The 16,717-nt window shown below is 38.8% G+C and carries 22 protein-coding genes; 16 read left to right on the top strand and 6 right to left on the bottom strand.

All coding sequences use genetic code 11. The features are described from left to right. Window positions 1-19: 19 nt before the first annotated feature. The gene (locus tag WN948_RS02835; protein WP_342305483.1) at window positions 20-427 is read left to right on the top strand and encodes a hypothetical protein; all 408 of its coding nucleotides are present in this window, start codon (window positions 20-22) and stop codon (window positions 425-427) included. Here WN948_RS02835 and WN948_RS02830 read toward each other — a convergent pair. Next, entirely contained in the window at window positions 420-1,628 is a 1,209-nt protein-coding gene (locus WN948_RS02830) for a hypothetical protein (RefSeq protein WP_342305482.1), read from the bottom strand. The two genes, WN948_RS02835 and WN948_RS02830, sit on opposite strands and share 8 nt — an antisense overlap. Window positions 1,629-1,930: 302 nt before the next feature. Between WN948_RS02830 and WN948_RS02825 the strand changes: the two genes are divergently transcribed. Next, window positions 1,931-2,305 carry a response regulator gene (locus WN948_RS02825; RefSeq protein WP_342305481.1) on the top strand — a complete coding sequence of 125 codons (375 nt, stop codon included), beginning with the start codon at window positions 1,931-1,933 and terminating at the stop codon, window positions 2,303-2,305. 333 nt (window positions 2,306-2,638) lie between these two features. On the opposite strand, the gene WN948_RS02820 is transcribed toward WN948_RS02825, so the two are convergent. From WN948_RS02820 to WN948_RS02810, 3 genes are all read right to left on the bottom strand, one after another. Beyond that, the gene (locus tag WN948_RS02820) at window positions 2,639-3,118 is read right to left on the bottom strand and encodes a hypothetical protein (protein ID WP_342305480.1); all 480 of its coding nucleotides are present in this window, start codon (window positions 3,116-3,118) and stop codon (window positions 2,639-2,641) included. Window positions 3,119-3,258: 140 nt separating this feature from the next. Further along, window positions 3,259-3,912, bottom strand: a complete 654-nt coding sequence (locus tag WN948_RS02815) for an NAD(P)H-dependent oxidoreductase (RefSeq protein ID WP_342305479.1) — start codon at window positions 3,910-3,912, stop codon at window positions 3,259-3,261. A 128-nt stretch (window positions 3,913-4,040) separates the two neighbouring features. Continuing rightward, a complete protein-coding gene (locus tag WN948_RS02810) occupies window positions 4,041-4,883 on the bottom strand; it encodes a hypothetical protein (RefSeq protein ID WP_342305478.1) in 843 nt (280 codons plus the stop codon). A 185-nt stretch (window positions 4,884-5,068) separates the two neighbouring features. Between WN948_RS02810 and ala the strand changes: the two genes are divergently transcribed. From ala to WN948_RS02785, 5 genes are all read left to right on the top strand, one after another. Then, on the top strand, window positions 5,069-6,049 hold the full coding sequence (ala, locus tag WN948_RS02805; protein ID WP_342305477.1) for an alanine dehydrogenase: 981 nt from the start codon (window positions 5,069-5,071) through the stop codon (window positions 6,047-6,049). 59 nt (window positions 6,050-6,108) lie between these two features. After that, window positions 6,109-6,735 carry a hypothetical protein gene (locus tag WN948_RS02800; protein ID WP_342305476.1) on the top strand — a complete coding sequence of 209 codons (627 nt, stop codon included), beginning with the start codon at window positions 6,109-6,111 and terminating at the stop codon, window positions 6,733-6,735. 184 nt (window positions 6,736-6,919) lie between these two features. Continuing rightward, window positions 6,920-7,408 (top strand): hypothetical protein, encoded by a 489-nt coding sequence (locus WN948_RS02795; RefSeq protein WP_342305475.1) that lies wholly within the window; start codon window positions 6,920-6,922, stop codon window positions 7,406-7,408. A 108-nt stretch (window positions 7,409-7,516) separates the two neighbouring features. After that, the gene (locus WN948_RS02790; protein ID WP_342305474.1) at window positions 7,517-7,729 is read left to right on the top strand and encodes a hypothetical protein; all 213 of its coding nucleotides are present in this window, start codon (window positions 7,517-7,519) and stop codon (window positions 7,727-7,729) included. 56 nt (window positions 7,730-7,785) lie between these two features. Beyond that, window positions 7,786-8,079 (top strand): winged helix-turn-helix domain-containing protein, encoded by a 294-nt coding sequence (locus WN948_RS02785; RefSeq protein ID WP_342305472.1) that lies wholly within the window; start codon window positions 7,786-7,788, stop codon window positions 8,077-8,079. Window position 8,080: 1 nt separating this feature from the next. Here WN948_RS02785 and WN948_RS02780 read toward each other — a convergent pair whose 3' ends face one another. Beyond that, a complete protein-coding gene (locus WN948_RS02780; RefSeq protein WP_342305471.1) occupies window positions 8,081-8,680 on the bottom strand; it encodes a class I SAM-dependent methyltransferase in 600 nt (199 codons plus the stop codon). Window positions 8,681-8,879: 199 nt separating this feature from the next. On the opposite strand from WN948_RS02780, the gene WN948_RS02775 reads away from it, so the two are divergent. From WN948_RS02775 to WN948_RS02735, 9 genes are all read left to right on the top strand, one after another. Further along, on the top strand, window positions 8,880-9,308 hold the full coding sequence (locus tag WN948_RS02775) for a hypothetical protein (RefSeq protein ID WP_342305470.1): 429 nt from the start codon (window positions 8,880-8,882) through the stop codon (window positions 9,306-9,308). 89 nt (window positions 9,309-9,397) lie between these two features. Further along, window positions 9,398-10,480, top strand: coding sequence for a metal-dependent hydrolase (locus WN948_RS02770; RefSeq protein WP_342305469.1), 1,083 nt, complete (start codon window positions 9,398-9,400; stop codon window positions 10,478-10,480). A 135-nt stretch (window positions 10,481-10,615) separates the two neighbouring features. Next, entirely contained in the window at window positions 10,616-10,963 is a 348-nt protein-coding gene (locus tag WN948_RS02765; RefSeq protein WP_342305468.1) for a hypothetical protein, read from the top strand. A 619-nt stretch (window positions 10,964-11,582) separates the two neighbouring features. Beyond that, window positions 11,583-11,879, top strand: coding sequence for a hypothetical protein (locus WN948_RS02760; protein WP_342305467.1), 297 nt, complete (start codon window positions 11,583-11,585; stop codon window positions 11,877-11,879). A gap of 18 nt (window positions 11,880-11,897) precedes the next feature. Beyond that, entirely contained in the window at window positions 11,898-12,572 is a 675-nt protein-coding gene (locus WN948_RS02755) for a molybdopterin-dependent oxidoreductase (protein ID WP_342305466.1), read from the top strand. 87 nt (window positions 12,573-12,659) lie between these two features. After that, entirely contained in the window at window positions 12,660-13,406 is a 747-nt protein-coding gene (locus WN948_RS02750) for an ABC transporter ATP-binding protein (RefSeq protein ID WP_342305465.1), read from the top strand. Window positions 13,407-13,428: 22 nt separating this feature from the next. Further along, window positions 13,429-14,103, top strand: coding sequence for a heme exporter protein CcmB (locus WN948_RS02745; RefSeq protein WP_342305464.1), 675 nt, complete (start codon window positions 13,429-13,431; stop codon window positions 14,101-14,103). Window positions 14,104-14,181: 78 nt separating this feature from the next. Beyond that, the gene (locus tag WN948_RS02740) at window positions 14,182-14,892 is read left to right on the top strand and encodes a cytochrome c biogenesis protein (protein WP_342305463.1); all 711 of its coding nucleotides are present in this window, start codon (window positions 14,182-14,184) and stop codon (window positions 14,890-14,892) included. Between the two features lie 42 nt (window positions 14,893-14,934). Continuing rightward, window positions 14,935-16,026, top strand: coding sequence for an NADH:flavin oxidoreductase (locus WN948_RS02735; RefSeq protein WP_342305462.1), 1,092 nt, complete (start codon window positions 14,935-14,937; stop codon window positions 16,024-16,026). Here WN948_RS02735 and WN948_RS02730 read toward each other — a convergent pair. After that, complete coding sequence (locus WN948_RS02730; RefSeq protein ID WP_342305461.1) at window positions 16,008-16,706, bottom strand: HAD family phosphatase; 699 nt, start codon at window positions 16,704-16,706, stop codon at window positions 16,008-16,010. The two genes, WN948_RS02735 and WN948_RS02730, sit on opposite strands and share 19 nt — an antisense overlap. Window positions 16,707-16,717: the final 11 nt, after the last annotated feature.

Raw genomic sequence — 16,717 nt, 5'->3', positions numbered from 1 at the left:
TATAAAAATAGAGAGTGGCATGAATTCATTATATATCTTAAGGGATTGGTTCTATGAGTGTGATAGGTTCTTGTTCCTGGCAGAAGTGCATTACCATAAGGAAAATGTAATTCCTTGTGAACATAAATTTACTCATGAACTGACAAGTTCCAGTTTGGAAAATATGTTGAGCAGCATCATGGGTCTGATAAAAGAAGCTGATAGATCTGTAAATTTTGACATATGTATTTATCAGGATGAGATATCATATTTGAAAGAAACACTTGATAATATATCATCTGGCAGATGGAATAGCATGGATGTCGAATGTGTTTTGAAAGCACAGGAAATAGTCCATGTACTTGCTAATGCTGTCAATGCCGATATTGTTCAAAACAACGAGTCTCATGGTCATCCTCCCATTTACAATGCATGTAAGATCAAATAATAAAATCCCGAATTTTGTTGTTTCTGATTATTGTTGAAGAGGTGCCATCATCATCATATCGGTCTGTTGGTACAATATCACAGATATCCGGAATTTCCATATCAGGATCGATGTCTGCATTTTTTCTCTTGAATATCATAAATCTAACATTATATTTTTGAAAATGTTCTAGCAGAATCTGTTTGTTTTCTCCGTTCCTGTAATATTTCTCATTGAAAAGTCTGTTAAGAGTATCTGTGCCTATCAGGAACACGGAATTCGGGAAAAGTACCGCCTTGTCTGCGAACAAGGGTGAGTTTGTGAGATAAATATTCCCAATATAGTTTTCTTCCTGGTATTTCAAGAGCGAATCAATTCTGTCTTTGAGTGAAATATAATCTATTGGTGGTTTGTCCACATTAGCCAGTGAAATTTCAAAATTAACAGGTTCTTTATATTCATCGGCAGCAATTTTTGCAATTTCAATATGTTTTTCATGACATGGATTAAAGGAACCTGAAAAAATGATCTTAGGTTTGTTATCATTTATTCCCAGATCGATCTTCAAAGGTTCAATACTATTTTCAGAATTAATATTCTCCAGAGTTTTTAATAACAATTCTGCCACTGGAAAATCTGCTTCTGTTTCATTGTTGATTATTTCTTTCACAATTGTATTTTTAAAGCTATTACCTTCCAAATTTTCATCTGGATTGCAGACAGCTGCTATATTTTCAATAATGAAATCGGATGCAATCTTTTCCTGTTCTTCTCTGCTGGCATTTTCTTTTAAGAACAGACTCGATGTAATTGTTTTTAGATATGACTGAGAAGCAAAGTGGACCTCATGTTGCCTGCCTTCGCGTTCATTTGTAGTTTTTGTCAGTTTGCAGGTAACTCCAATACCTATCAAAGTTTCATAGTATTTTTTATCTGGCTTTGAGTTCAGGTATAATGCGCGTCTGAAAGCTGACATTGCCATCTCTTTTGCAGTATCTGTAGAAGCATATTCCGATGGTTTTTTTCCTATGAATTTTTCCAGAGACTCTTTGCTATAAGGGACAATTGCTTCAATAACCGTGTCTGATCCTTTTCCGTAGCGTAACAATTCTCCGATCGATTCTGTTCCCCCGCCGGTTATTGCCAATACGATCATATGTGGCGAGTTGTGTATCGTCCTGATTACTCCGGGAATATTTGTTTCATCCTTATTTTTGTGCATCAAGTTCCATTCCTTTGTGCAAAGCGTTTCTAATTATAGGGTATGCCTTTCAGATGTTTAATCTTTATATCTATTTACGTATTTTTTTTGGTGAATACCATGTACATCATATGTTTATATATACAGTACCGGCACATGTGCGACACTCTTTTATAGATTAAATAGTAATTGAAATATTATTGTCCATTTATTATATTTATCATCTTGGTTAATAACTTGGAAACAAGTAGTTTTCTTCTTCGGAATGGCGACTTGTTGCATGTTATGATGGAAAGCAGAATTCAAATAACTTGAGGGAAAAAATGTCTCATATACTTGTAATTGAAGATAATCCTGTAAATATGGAACTTACTGTAGACCTTCTTGAATCATATGAATATCAGGTTACTCCTGCAGAGGATGGATTCATCGCTCTGGAAAAAGTAAAGGAAAATCATTTCGATCTAATTCTTCTGGATATACAATTGCCTAAAATGGATGGATTGGAGGTACTTTCCCGTTTAAAGGATAATGAGAGTACTAAGGATATTCCTGTGATAGCTTTAACAGCTCATTCTATGCGTGGTGATGACGAAAGGTTCATTGCAGCAGGTTGCATTGACTATATATCCAAACCAATTGATATTCACGCTTTCAAAGAAAAAATAAAATATCACCTCGAAGCTTCAAACTCCTAAATTAGGCGTATAAATAACAGCTTTTGGTGTAGCTCATGAAACTATGCTCAAAGACTTTTCTTGGTTTAGTTTCATTTCCTTAACACTGTTACTTTTTTGGACTTAATTGCAGATTCTATTATTTTGTAAATTTCAGAGAATATTGAGCACAAAGATGTCAGTAGCAGTATAAGCAAAGAATCTGGCCACTTTGATAATTTAGCAGGGATGTATCTTTTGTAATTCAAAAGGTATATCCAGCAAAAAGCCCTTTTAATGTGTGTCCAAAATACCGAAAAACTATTATCGCCAGGAAAATGAAAATAAATAAATAAGAATCAGGAGTCAAAAATATCATTCAGAAATGATGTTGTCTATCTGCAATTCAAATTCATTCCTGACTCCGTTCACATCGACGATGTAGGTTCCTTTTTCAAGACCATACACATCCAGAACAATTGTTTCTTCATAAGGTACAATTGCTTCTGTGCACATTACATCCGCTGGTCTTATTGTTTTCATATCTACGGTGAAGAGTTTTTCTTCCTTGTCAAATTTGACACTTTTTTCATGTATCTGGGTACATCCGTCCGGATGATATCCTGTTGTTAACACATGGATTTGAACTGGAAAAGATTCAAGGATCAATATCTCTGTATCTTCAACAACCGCATTATTGTATACATATTCATCATCGGTTTGGTTACCGGTGTCTGTCTCGTTATCAGAAGTCGCCGGTGTTTCAGTGCAGCCAAGGAAAAATGTTGCGATTGTTACAATGACAATAGTAAGCAACACACAGATGCCTAACAAAGTGTTATTGTTGGTTTTCATAAACTTTCTCTTTAGCCCCATATTATCCAAATGTCACTCCCTGCATAAATGTATTGCTTAAACTACGAATTTGTTTGAAGTTAAGATATCGGATCAATTACAGTAACTACTACGATTTTTTTGGGCTAAAGGCTTCAGGTTTATGAGTTCTTGAAAAGCAGGTTTAACTTTTTCAGATACCTGTTCAATTCTTCATCTACTTTTTCAGCAGTCATTTTTCCCGCTCCGAATGTTATGTGGGTATCAATCACTTCCATTCCTACATACTCGAATGTACAGTGGCTAATGTACCTTAACAATTCCCGGATATCTCCGTGTTTACCTGCCATAGAGTACCATTCTTCTTCTGCACCGGTACTTATTACCATCATTACTTTCTTGCCTTTCAATAATCCATTCTCATAGACTCTATCTTTTATCGGACTGAAGGCAAAACCCGCTGCAAAGACTCTATCTATCCACCCTTTCATGATGGCTGGCATTGCGGTAAAATAGATGGGAAAATGGAAGATCAGGACATCTGCCCATTTTACTTTTTCCATCTCTGCCATTATATCATCGGAAAAAGTACCTTCCTTACTTGCTGTGATCTGTTCAATGAATGGGTTGAATGAGTCTGTTTTCTTGCGTTGTAGAAAATCAGTTTTGTCTAGCACCGGCTTGAAACCCATTGTATAAAGGTCAGAATGTCTTACTCTATTGCCCTTCTCCTCAAGTTCTTTTACAGCTATCTCTCTCATGAACGAATTGAAAGATTTCGGTTCAGGATGTGCAAAAATGTATAAAATGTTCATATTACCCCATATACATTTTTTATTTTGTAGTACTTATACATTTGTGTATAGTATCACTATAAAAATGAGCTTTCCATAGCTTATGAGATATTAGATTTTCCCATAATAAGATATTTTTCACATTGAGTTCACTTACTCATGAATTCAACGATGTCATTAAGTAATTCTACAAGTTCGTCAAGTCTGTAGTTATCGATGTCCTCACGCGTAGAGATTGATTTAAATGAGTGTGAGCCAGGTCTCATTTTCTGGTCCATGGCTTCAAGCATCTCTATAAGATTTTCAATCGCTTCAGAATTGATGTCAATTTCTTCTTTCTTTTCTATCAGTGTTCCAAGCAATTGCCACATCTCTTTATGGGTATTGTTCTGAAAATCGTAGTAAAGAGAAATCTGCTCATCAGATATTGGATGAAAATTGATTTTTATAATGTCTATAAGGAGATTTCGGATTAATTCTTTTGAAAGTAAAAAAGTTGCCACAAAGAAGCCACGTTTGTAACATGAGTTTATTTCTGCTTTTATTGAATTGTAATGGTCATCAGAAAACCTGATGTCCATGAACCTCTCATGTTTTGATATTGAAGATGAAGTTTGTCCGTAAATTGGATTGATCTTAACGAATTTTTCTATTTCAAAGGAGAAATCATTGATCCTTGGTGGAGCTGTTTTTAAAATAGATCTCTGTTCTTTCAGCCTTTTACACGTGATGTTGTCTGTATAACTTTTTGGTTTATCCTTAAAATAAACTCCTTGAATGTAATCCTGTATGGTATAAGTGTACTCATTTGTTCCGGAACGTTTATTTGTGTGATATAAGCTCTCATATCTGGGTGCTTTATCAGGGAGTATACTTCTTATGATGGGCAAACATCGAGTGTACCATTTAGTATATTCGGCAATGAATGTATTTCGATTCTTTTGATATTCGTGATTATTGGTTGCAATTTTATATTCCAGTATTTCCAGCATCTCATCAGCTATTCTTATTAGATCAGCTATTTCTTGTTTCGATGTTCCACTGGGATTTTGTCCGGTCACATATTATATTAAGACGTTACTAATATATAATTATATATATTCATTTTGTCAGAAAAGAATAGTGTTTTATCACATCAATTTGAACATATTTTATATCTTTTAAGGAGTGTGTTTCAATGGATATCCTCTGGCTTGAACAATCAGACGTTAAAACTGTTATTGATATGCTGCTAACTCTTTCTGCAGTAGAGAATGGTTTTCGGGAACATGGATTGAAAAAGGTACAGATGCCTCCAAAATCCTATCTTTATTTCAATGAACACAACGGTGACCTGCGTACAATGCCATCATTTATGGGGGAACAGGATATAGCAGGCGTTAAAATAGTCAATGTACATCCTGATAACAGGGAAAAAGGTCTTCCGACTGTGATGGCTGTCATCGTTCTCAATTCTACGGAAACCGGTGCTCCACTTGCTATTATGGATGGTACCTATATCACGGATATGAGGACTGGTGCTGCAGGTGGGGTTGCTGCAAAACATCTTGCACGCCCTGATTCCCATGTAGTGGGGATGGTAGGAACAGGTGGGCAGGCCCGAACTCAATTACTTGCACTTTCAGAGGTCATGGAGATAGAGGAAGTGAAGGTAACATGTAGAGATCTATCTCATTGCGATGCTTTTGAAAAGGATATGCGTGAGGTAGTAAATTGCAATTTTACAAAAAAAAGGAGCATAAAGGACGTGTGTGATTGTGATGTTCTGGTGACTACTACACCAGTGAGAGAACCTGTTGTAATGTCCGAGTGGATCCATGAAGGTACCCACATTAATGCCATAGGTGCCGATGCCATGGGTAAACAGGAATTGGATCCTGCTTTGTTGAAGAGGTCAAGGATAATTGTGGATGATATTGTCCAGGCATCGCATTCAGGGGAGATCAATGTTCCTCTGTCAAAAGGACTGATATCAGGATCTGATATCCATGCTGAGCTTGGTGAAGTGGTTGCAGGAGTAAAACAGGGAAGGCAGTCAGATGAGGAGATTACGATATTCGATTCCACAGGACTTGCTGTTCAAGACCTTGTGACTGCCAATATTGCTTATACAAAGGCTGTTGAAATGGGTATCGGAAAAAAGATAAAGTTATTCTAATATTCGGGTATAACGCAGGAGCAGGTAATTCATATACAAAAAAGAAAATAATCTTTTAAGTGGAGGAATCTGAAGAAGAATTTGAGACTGAAAATTTCTCAGAACTCATCAAATATACATTTCCTGGATACATCGTCGGCCTGTTTACGGGCGTATTGCTGGATGTGTATGGATATCAGCGCAGTCCAATCGGTCAGTGGCTGGTGCGTACCCTTGCAGGTGAGGGGGAAAGTATATTCGAGGGATTCTATTCCATACGTCAGCACTTCAAACCTAGCGCCCAGACAATGGCAGAAGCATACGGTTGGGGAAAACTCTTTGGGATTGCTGTTCCATGGGTTATTGACCTTGGAAGCCGGCTTGCGGGGGTTGATGTCTATGGTATCGAAGGATTCTACATACCTTTCTTCTATTCACTCAGCGACCAGATAGGAGCCAATATTTCAGGTCTGCTCTTTTTGAAGAGAAAGGAAGGCTCATGGGAGGTTGCTTTTGAAAGGTATGTCCATCATCCTGTTATGCTTGCAAGCCTTGCAGTTATATTCATTGTTCCAATAGGTCTTTTAAGTGCACGTTTTCTTGGTTTCAGTCCAACTACACAGACTTTCACTGCTTTTGAAGCAATTGCTGCGAACCTATGCTGGATACCGCCTCTTGTCGGATGGTTCAGTGAAAGAAGAAAGTAAAAATAATCAGTATACATTTTTTTAAATCTGCTAAATCTGGTAAAAATACATTTTTTACTACTGCTTAAAACCGGCCTATATCGGAAGTTCAACACAACCCTTAAGTACAGGTACGTCATACATATGTAGTGTCAGGGCTACATATGCTGGACATAACACTCTTGTACTTCAGGAAGGTGTAAAAATGAGAAAAACAACATCAATACTCCTTGCTGGTATGCTTATAGCAACCATTGCAGGGATAGGTATAGTAAGTGCAGCGGTCGATGAAACAGATGATACGACTTTCTTCGGACAGATGCACAGATGGGCAGCGAACAGAATGGGATATGGATACGATAACTGTCCTGCTTACGGGGTATATGCATCCGATGTAACAACAGTTGCTGAGCTTGAAGTCGGGACCGTTGATGAAGCTCTAGAGCTTGCAGAAGATGCAACTGGTCAGAATATAACAGAATCTAATGTCTATCAGATGGGCAGATGGTGGGTATTCAGTTATTCAGATGATGAAGGCACCATCACTCAGGGACGCATCGATGCATATACGGGTGAAGTCATTGATGATTTTTACACAAGTTCCACAAACCAGAGGTCACAGTACTATCAGAGTGGACGCAGCATGCGCGGCAGTGGATATGGTGGCTGTGGCGGAGCCGGATACAGATATTGATTATCATCCATGTGACTTAATAATCAGGTGTGGAAGGTCGAAAAGTAATAATACATCCCTTCCCATATACTCTTTATTAAAAATATAACTTTTTAGGGTGAATATAAAATGATGGGCAGTAGCATGTATGGTTATGGAATCTGGGGCCTTCTTTTGAACATACTTATCATCTTTTTAGTTGTCTGGGTAACAGTTACACTTCTTAATAGGTCTGATTCCGGAAGCTCTGGAAACAATGAACGTCTGGCAAGGGTCGAGAAGGATGTGGAAGATATCAAAAAGATGGTTCAGGATATAAAAGAAAAACTTGATGATATCTAAATCCGGTAATAGGGTAAAATGCTTCAAAGACGGAATTAAAAACAGCAGGTTCTCAGATGACAAAGACACTTCAAGAAATAATAACCATCGGTGAAGCGATTTCCCATCCGGTAAGATTAAAGCTACTGTATTTGCTGTCGGAAAGAGAGAGGTACATTTATGATCTTGCAAAGGAACTTCAGCTTTCCAGGCAGGTTATCCAACTGCACTTGAAGAGGCTGGAAACTGCAGGATTTGTTGAAAGTGACTTGCGACTTGAAGATAATGATAACAGGGCAAAGAAGTTCTTCAAACTGAAAGAGTTCGATGTCAACTTGGGAATTGACGACCTGACCGAAATATTTGATTGAATCAAGGTTTAGACTTTATCATTCTGAAAACATCCCATAGAGCTATATTTGTTACATCGGTTACATTAAGACCTGCTTTTTTAATATTTTTCACAGTTTCACGGTTTATATTCACGCCAGTGATTGCCGTGGTCACTGGGTTAAAGAGGTCTTCAAAAAACGCTATTAACCGTTTCTCACTTTTCATATGCTCAAGGTTTATGACCGTACCTTCAGGTTTGCAGACACGTTTCATCCCTTCAAGTGCACCTATAGGTTCTGGAATAGAGCACAATACAAAAGTCGTCACCACAAAATCAAAGCAGTTGTCCTTAAATCCCATATGTTCTGCATCCATAAGGAAGAGGACAGCATTCTTTTTTCCAGCTGAGCGCTTTTTCGCATGTGCAAGCATCCCGTCACTTATATCTATTCCGACAACTTCACAGTCTTTTGGATAGTATCTTATATTCTTACCAGTCCCGACACCCACCTCAAGAACTCTCCCGGACATGTTGGCAAAGAGCTCTTTTCTCCATTTACTGTACCAGAAAAATTCGATCGGGATTTCCATGAGGTCATACAAGTAGGAGAAACGGTTGTATTTGGAAATGATTGACATACATTTTTCTTTGATTTTATTTGCTTAAACAATCTGTGTTCATCTTTGCTTAGTTAATATTCTATTTGTCTTTTTCAGGAAATACTTTCTGCATCTACATTTTCCTTAATGGACCTGCATTTACATCTGAGTCTTCTTTAAAAGCCCTCATATATCATGAGATATTAACTTTCAGAAGGAAGTATAAAGGAAGGATAGCATGGTCACGAAACAGGAAGAATTCTGGGCAAGGGATAATTTTCTGGTTATAACGGATGGTACGAAGCCTGCCATAAAATGGACAATAGATGAGCTCAAAAAAAGAGAAAAAACAGTTTGTGTACTGGATTTCTCCGATAAACCGGTAGAAGGCTCCATTCAGGAAATATCAGCGGTGCCAGATAGTGTGGAAAATGTTGTAATAGGGGTTACAAAAAGGGAACCTGCCAGAATCATTGAAAAAATGGCTGAAAGAGGCATCAGTGATTTCTGGGTACACTGGAAGACCGATACATGTGATGTCAATCATCTTGAATATGAACCCGGCCTGAACATAATCACTGGAAGATGTCCCATGATGTATCTTGGTAGCAGTGCAAGTATGCATGGTTTTCACAGGTTCGTTGCAAGGGCTCTTGGAAAGTACTGAAGGCTAACTTAGATTATAACAGACTTTAGCATCCTGCAAAAATATAATAAGAATGATAGCCTCATCTTAAGTGGAGTGAGGATTGTAGGATGGTAAATACTCTGTCCCATTTGGGTATCGGGCTTTTGATAGCATCAGTTGCAGGACTGAACAACAGGCAGGTAAAGATAGTTGCTTTCATGGCAATTCTTCCTGATCATGACTTCATACTGAATACGCTGTTACTTACGATTGACCAGAACCTGAGTCATGAGGCATACAATATTATGTATTACCTGATGGGTCATCGTGAGTTCATGCATTCCATTATTTTTGTCTCTTTTGTGACTATATATATATGGTTCAAAGAGAAGGACAGAACATTGACAATAGCTTCTGGTGTTGCAATATTCAGTCATATATATCTGGATTATGTCACAAGCTGGAAAATGAGACCTTTCTTCCCGTTTGTAACAGATTCTTCTACCGTAGGAGCAATTGATTTCTTCGATCCTGTTGTCACAATTATATCTTTTATACCTATTATTTACATTTTAGCAGAACATGCAAAAAATAATGGAAAGAACAAAAAGAATGGTATCAAAAAGATAAATGAGATCCTAAAAAACAGGAATAACTGGTTCAACGGGCTTTCAAAGGGTAAACACCAGGTATTTTACAGGAATCTTCTAATAATATTCACTATCTGGTGTTTGTTTAATCCTGTTGCAAAAGTATTGCTTGTAGACCATCTTGAAGAGCTTGAAGGGCATGATATAGGGTACCAGGGTTCTTATCCAATCTCTCCTGGTAAGTTCCTTTCAGCTTATCCTTACAATGACACACATTATCGAATATTCACTTCCAGTTACTGGGATGGAATAGAGAAAGTCACGTTTGTCCCAAAGTACCCTGACAATCAAAGTGAGTTCATGGAATATTTGTCAAGGGCTGAAACATTATACAAAAGCAGTCTTCCAGGAGAAATTGATTATCTGGTATACAATGTTTCTGCTTCACAGGATAATGTAACAGTGACTCTTAGCGATGCAAGGAACCCTTTTGCACAATATTGGGCTTACTTTAAAACAGAATACGTATTTATTTTCGAAGTAGATTCTGATAATTATCAAGTGTATTTGAAAAGGAATGCTAACCATGGTAAAGTCGTACCTGTGAGCCTGTTCGAATGAGCTTATGAACATAAAGTTCCGTATTAAGTACACGTTGATTCTATTCGTGTACATCTTTCTAAAAATACATACAAACTCCTTATATATAAGTTCACAATTTCTTTCAATTACAGTCAATATAAGGAGATTGTTATTTTGAGGGAAAATGAAAGCAATATGGTTATGGATATTAAAATCCATGAATTCGTTAACAAGGATACATGGCATCTGCATCTTGCCCTGCACGCAAACAATGTGTTGCTGGGGGTAGCATTTGCAAATCTTGGTAACTCTAAGTATGATAATGAAACAGTGATAGCTGCAATACAGAGCCTTAAGAATGAATATTACAAAGCTATTGGTTCTCCAATGAGGTACAAGGACGGAAAACTCACATTCTTGCCTGCAGATCCTGGTTTAATAATAAAAGAGTCACATAAGCACCCTGAAATGGAGTTTGCACATGTTTCTAATACAGATAGATCAGTGGCTTTATCACATTAATATGGATGCTGGTAACAACGATCCCCTCAGATAAATGCATCTTCTTGCATTAATAACTTGTTTGCTTTCAACACGCCAGCATTTATATTTTCTTTAAAGAAAGCAAGCATCCAATTTTATTTTTAATCTTAATTTGTAACTATTCAGCCTGATAAAAACGCTATCAATAACAATCTTGACAAAAAGTTGAAACGTAAATTTCATTAGGATCATTTATTTTGATTGTTGCTATTGATTGCTTTTTTGATTGTTAGATTGTTAGTGAGCAGACATCTCTATTTCGATGAAATCAGTACCAATAGGCAAATCGTGCCAGGCTGAATAGTTACCTTAATTTTATTGTAACTATTCAGCCTGATAAAAACACTATCAATAGCAATCTTGACAAAAAGTTGAGACCTACATTTTATTAGGATCATTAATTTTGATTGTTGCCATTGATTGCTTTTTTGATTCTTAGGTTGTTAGTGAGCAAACATCTCCGTTTTGATTAAATCAGTATCAATAGGCTAATTGTGGTAGGCTGAATAGTTACATTTTATTCTTTTATTTTCAGTTCCATCTGGCACAATACTTTTAATATTGTACTTTTATAGTTAATTTTAGGAGGAGTTGGACAATGCTGGATGACGATGAATTAGATGATTTGATAATTGCAAGACCTTCTGAAAGGGAACGTGTAAAAGCTGAGCATGAGGTAATACATAAAGCAGCTTCACATCCGGTAAGAAGACAACTCATAAAAGAAATAGGGGCTTTTGGAGCCACAAAGGCGAACCTTCTTGAAAGTTCAGGACTTGATGAGAAAGTCTTTAAGTACCATACTGAATTCCTGATAAACGGGGAGTTTCTGAATATCAGCGAAGACAAGTATTTTTTAAGTGACAAAGGGCTTGAACTTTTGGCTAATATCTAATAGGCAGGAGGTTGCCAGATGATTGATAGGATGGCTTCAAGAGTTGTATTAATTTCATCCATTTCCATTTTCTTCTTATTTATGCTTACATCTGGTTGTCTGGAGGACTCTCGGGAAGAGATCAATATTTCTGGAGAAGCAACGGAGTTTGAGGGGATGGAACTCACTCCCATCTCAAAGCAACGTAACAATGGCATTGAAGGTACCCAGTACATAGATCAGGACACGTATGAACTCCGTGTCTATGGACTGGTAGACGAACCTCTTAATTTTACCTATGACCAGTTAGTTGCTTATCCTTCAGAAACAAGATTCGTGCGTATGGATTGCGTTGAGGGTTGGGGATTCGATGCGAAATGGACAGGTGTGACTTTGAATACGCTGTTTAATGAAACCGGCATCGATAGTAGTGCAACCACCGTTATTTTTTATTCAGCTGATGGCTACTCCACAGGACTTGAACTTGATTACCTTGTGGTAAACGACATTATGCTGGCTTATGAGCTCAATGATATCGTATTGCCTGCAGACAGGGGATTTCCTCTTCAGCTCGTTGCAGAAGTAAAATATGGTTACAAATGGGCCAAATGGATAACAGCCATTGAGGTCACTGATGAACCCTACAAAGGTTACTGGGAAAGTGTGGGATATAGTAATAATGCAGATGTTGGCGGACCTGCCTTTGAGAGATGATAATTGTATCATCTTTTTCATTTTTCTTTCTGAATAATTATTTTCAGGACAAAACGTTAATCTACATAAGCCATAAATATAGCTCCAATGGATAGTATCATCTCAATAAACGGTCTTTCGAAGAGCTTTGGTCATAGAAAGGCACTGAATAATATTCACCTTGAGATTGGAAAAGGTGAATTTGTTGCCATATTTGGTCCAAACGGTGCAGGGAAGACCACTCTTCTTAAGGTGATATCCACAATTATTGAACCTACCAGGGGAAATGTGCTGATCAATGGGATTGACAACAAAAAAGACCCTTCTAAAATCAGGGGGATGATAGGCGCAATTTCCCACGAAACATATCTCTATGATGAGCTTACAGCAAGGGAAAATCTGATTTTTTTCTCACGTATGTACGGTATTGAAAAAAGTATGATCGATGAAAGGATTGACGAGATCCTGAAGAGTGTCAATCTCCTTCAGCGTGCTGACGAGAGAGCCGGCTCATTTTCACGGGGAATGAAACAGAGGCTTTCAATTGCACGAGCCCTGTTACATCGTCCTGAAATTCTGCTGATGGATGAACCCTACACTGGTCTTGACCAGCATGCGGCTGCAAATTTTGAACGTGTCCTCATGAATACTGGAAATTCAGATGTAACCCGGATAATGATTACCCATAATATTGAAAGAGCTTTTGAGTTATGTGACCGCATGCTCATTATGGACAGAGGAGAGCTACGTTTCGATAAATTAAAAAAAGATGTTGCAAGTGTAGCAGAGTTTAGGGAAGAGTATCTTTCCATAGTCGAAAAGGATATGGACGTCGAGGGTACCAGCAACTTTTAGGATAGCAGGATTGGTGGGATAGATGATGAAAAGCCTCTATATTGCAGCAAAAGACCTGAAGTCGGAGTTTCGCACAAAGCAGATGCTAAATTCCATGCTTATATTCTCACTGGTAGTCATTGTTATTTTCAGCATCTCATTTGGTGACCTTTTAAGCCAGCAGGAAATCATTGCAAAACTCGCTCCGGGTGTGCTCTGGATAGCTTTCACCTTTGCAGGCACTCTGGGACTTTCACGTTCCTTTGCAGGTGAGATGGAAAACGGATGTCTTGAAGGTTTGAAACTCTCACCCATTGACAGAAGCTCTATCTATATTGGAAAGACAATATCAAGTGCAATACTAATGTTCATGGTTGAGTTACTCACAATCCCTATTTTCATTGTACTTTTCAACTACAATATAACTGGTATTCTGGGACTTGCAATAGTTATCTTCCTGGGAACCTTTGGTTTTGTGAGTGTGGGAACTCTGTTATCAGCACTCTCGGCCAGCACAAGGGCAAGGGAAATAATGCTCCCTGTGCTTCTGCTTCCTCTTATCATCCCGGTTATAATTCCTGCGGTAATGGCAACAGGAAAAGTACTTGTGGATGGAGATATCGGAAATATAGGTTCAGAAATACGATTGCTTCTGGTATATGATCTCATCTTCTTTGTTGTCGGCCAGCTTGTGTTTGAATATACCATAATGGACTGAAACTATCAGTTCAGACTGGAATACAGGATGTATGAAAAGCATTTAAACCAGGAGTTTTAATAAGGCAGAGGAACAATCATGCTCATTGACAGGAAAAAAGAGAGAATAATTGCAGCCATCACATTCCCTGTTATGCTAATTGCCATATGGATGGTCTTTTTTTATGTGCCCCAGATGAAGGGAAATGCCGGTGAGGTGCTTGACAGTAGTTTTAAGATCTTCTATTTCCACCTGTCAATTGCAATGGTGGCATACCTGTCATTCACAGTGGTTTTTATTGCCAGTATAATGCAGCTTAAGGCAAACAGCAGGAAATGGGATATTGTTGCTCACTCCGCCGCAGAAGTTGGAGTTGTGTTTGCTTTTCTTGTACTTGCAACGGGATCCATATGGGCAAAAGCCACATGGGGATGGTATTGGGTATGGGAACCTCGACTCACGACATCTCTTGCACTCTTCCTAGTTTATCTTGCTTACCTGATGCTTCGTCAGGCACTTGAAGAACCGGAAAAGAGAGCACGTCTTGCAGCTGTCTTTGGAATAGTTGGATTTCTCTCTGTTCCGCTGAGTTTCTTTTCCATACGTTTATGGCGTTCAGCTCACCCTCTGATGTTCGGTGGCTCTTCATATGGGGGTAGTGGTGGAGGGCTTGAAGGCACTTCACTACGTCTCACACTTATGGTCAATATGTTGGCCTTTGCGCTGTTATTTACATCAATGCTTGTCTACAGGGTGAACAACGAAGCCCTAAAGGAAGAGCTGGATGAAGCAAAGTATAAGTCTGCATGAGGCTAAGAAAAGCATATAAGCCACTGACATCAATATTCCTACATGTTGTTCGAACCGATAGAACTTGGGAATATGGATGTTCCAAATCGTTTTGTACGCTCGGCTACCCATGAGTGGATGGCAGAGCCTGATGGCACCCCAACTGAAAGACTGGGTGAGCTTTACGAAGAGCTTGCACGTAATGATGTAGGGCTTATCATCACAGGATATGCATACGTCAATCCTAAAGGTAAAAGTGACCGCCTTCAGCAGGGAATCTATGATGACAGGTTCATAGAACCTTACAAGAAGATAGTTTCCAGGGTTCACGAGCATGGGAGCAAGATCGTAGTACAGATCATGCATGGTGGCAGGCAGACCATGTTAAGTGCCAAAACTCCAATTATGCTTGCACCTTCAGCCGTTACAAATAAAAGAAACGGTGTAACTCCCGAGGAAATGACAGAGGAAGAAGTTCTTGAGACAATAGAGGACTTTGCCAATGCTGCAAGAAGGGCAAAGGAAGCAGGTTTTGATGGTGTACAATTACACTGTGCCCACGGTTTTTTGCTCAGTAATTTTATTTCTCCCTACACAAACAGACGCAAAGACAGGTGGGGTGGCTCAACAGAAAAAAGGACACAGGTAATCCTGGATATCATCACAAGAATACATGAGATGATTGGAGATGATTTTCCGATCCTTGTCAAATTGAATGCTACCGATGGATTCCCAAAAGGCAAGAAAAACGTCCTCGATGCTCCTGAATGTGTTGAAATAGCAAAGATACTGGCTGCAAATGGTGTGTGTGCCATTGAGGTAAGTGGCGGTATTGTTGAAGCCGGGCAGGAGATGTTCAGGACAAAAGTAGACAGACCTGAGGACGAGGCATATTACAGGAACTACTCAAAAATGATAAAGGAAGCTGTGGATGTGCCGGTTATAGTAGTAGGTGGCATACGTTCTAAGGCTGTTATGGAGCAGATGCTTGCAGAAGAGTATGCAGATATGGTATCCCTGTGCAGGTCGCTCATATGTGAACCTGACCTTGTTGCAAAAATAAGGAATGGTGAAACAGAGATTGCAAAATGTGTATCCTGCAACCTGTGTTCTGATGAGAGCGGCATAAAATGCAATTATGATTTTGGCAACTGAAGACAGTTGTATGAGGGATCAAGCTTTCGCAGGAACTCTACAAGGTGTGTGTGGTCTTTTATGACCATATCCGCCTGCTGGAATTTTTCCGGGTCAAGGTAGGTTGGTATTGCTACACAACACAAGCCTGCCTTTTTCGCAGCCTCCACACCCATGGGGGCATTTTCTATTACAATACCTTCATGACTGGAAATTCCAAGCATTTCCACTGCTTTGAGATATGGGTCAGGTTCCGGCTTTCCACGTTCCACATCATCGGCAGTTACAATCCCTTTAAATATCCCTGGGTACTGGGAGCTGATAATGTCATTAACAATTGGTTTGTCGGAACCCGACACAACAGCAAGGTCAAATTTCTCCTTCAGGACATTAAGGCATTCCTGCATGCCGTCAAAGACCTTAAGCTCCACTATCCTGTTAAACTCGGAAATATATCTCTCCACAATATCTGATATGTCATAATTTGATGCATTACCAGTCCCTTTATCGAGCAGGAATGCAACGATGTCCACGGTTCTTTCTCCTTCTCTTTCAAAGATATCCTGTTGATCCATTTCCACGCCTATCTCATCAAAGATATGCTGGACCGCTTCCGCATGATATGACATTGAATCCACAAGCACACCATCCATATCGAATATTACTGCCTTTAACAAATCATCACCATTGGGAGAAAGCATCGGTCAGCATT

Source organism: Methanolobus sp. ZRKC5, assembly GCF_038446525.1.
In the GTDB taxonomy this organism is placed as follows: Archaea; Halobacteriota; Methanosarcinia; order Methanosarcinales; family Methanosarcinaceae; genus Methanolobus.
The sequence above is the reverse complement of the archived record's forward strand: the minus strand, read 5'-3'. Positions and strand labels throughout refer to the sequence as shown.

Coding starts and splice junctions, on each gene's coding strand:
- WN948_RS02835 (WP_342305483.1), top strand. CDS start 20: ATGAATTCATTATATATCTTAAGGGATTGGTTCTATGAGTGTGATAGG.
- WN948_RS02830 (WP_342305482.1), bottom strand. CDS start 1,628: ATGCACAAAAATAAGGATGAAACAAATATTCCCGGAGTAATCAGGACG.
- WN948_RS02825 (WP_342305481.1), top strand. CDS start 1,931: ATGTCTCATATACTTGTAATTGAAGATAATCCTGTAAATATGGAACTT.
- WN948_RS02820 (WP_342305480.1), bottom strand. CDS start 3,118: ATGAAAACCAACAATAACACTTTGTTAGGCATCTGTGTGTTGCTTACT.
- WN948_RS02815 (WP_342305479.1), bottom strand. CDS start 3,912: ATGAACATTTTATACATTTTTGCACATCCTGAACCGAAATCTTTCAAT.
- WN948_RS02810 (WP_342305478.1), bottom strand. CDS start 4,883: ATGCTGGAAATACTGGAATATAAAATTGCAACCAATAATCACGAATAT.
- ala (WP_342305477.1), top strand. CDS start 5,069: ATGGATATCCTCTGGCTTGAACAATCAGACGTTAAAACTGTTATTGAT.
- WN948_RS02795 (WP_342305475.1), top strand. CDS start 6,920: ATGAGAAAAACAACATCAATACTCCTTGCTGGTATGCTTATAGCAACC.
- WN948_RS02790 (WP_342305474.1), top strand. CDS start 7,517: ATGATGGGCAGTAGCATGTATGGTTATGGAATCTGGGGCCTTCTTTTG.
- WN948_RS02785 (WP_342305472.1), top strand. CDS start 7,786: ATGACAAAGACACTTCAAGAAATAATAACCATCGGTGAAGCGATTTCC.
- WN948_RS02780 (WP_342305471.1), bottom strand. CDS start 8,680: ATGTCAATCATTTCCAAATACAACCGTTTCTCCTACTTGTATGACCTC.
- WN948_RS02775 (WP_342305470.1), top strand. CDS start 8,880: ATGGTCACGAAACAGGAAGAATTCTGGGCAAGGGATAATTTTCTGGTT.
- WN948_RS02770 (WP_342305469.1), top strand. CDS start 9,398: ATGGTAAATACTCTGTCCCATTTGGGTATCGGGCTTTTGATAGCATCA.
- WN948_RS02760 (WP_342305467.1), top strand. CDS start 11,583: ATGCTGGATGACGATGAATTAGATGATTTGATAATTGCAAGACCTTCT.
- WN948_RS02755 (WP_342305466.1), top strand. CDS start 11,898: ATGATTGATAGGATGGCTTCAAGAGTTGTATTAATTTCATCCATTTCC.
- WN948_RS02750 (WP_342305465.1), top strand. CDS start 12,660: ATGGATAGTATCATCTCAATAAACGGTCTTTCGAAGAGCTTTGGTCAT.
- WN948_RS02745 (WP_342305464.1), top strand. CDS start 13,429: ATGATGAAAAGCCTCTATATTGCAGCAAAAGACCTGAAGTCGGAGTTT.
- WN948_RS02740 (WP_342305463.1), top strand. CDS start 14,182: ATGCTCATTGACAGGAAAAAAGAGAGAATAATTGCAGCCATCACATTC.
- WN948_RS02735 (WP_342305462.1), top strand. CDS start 14,935: ATGTTGTTCGAACCGATAGAACTTGGGAATATGGATGTTCCAAATCGT.
- WN948_RS02730 (WP_342305461.1), bottom strand. CDS start 16,706: ATGCTTTCTCCCAATGGTGATGATTTGTTAAAGGCAGTAATATTCGAT.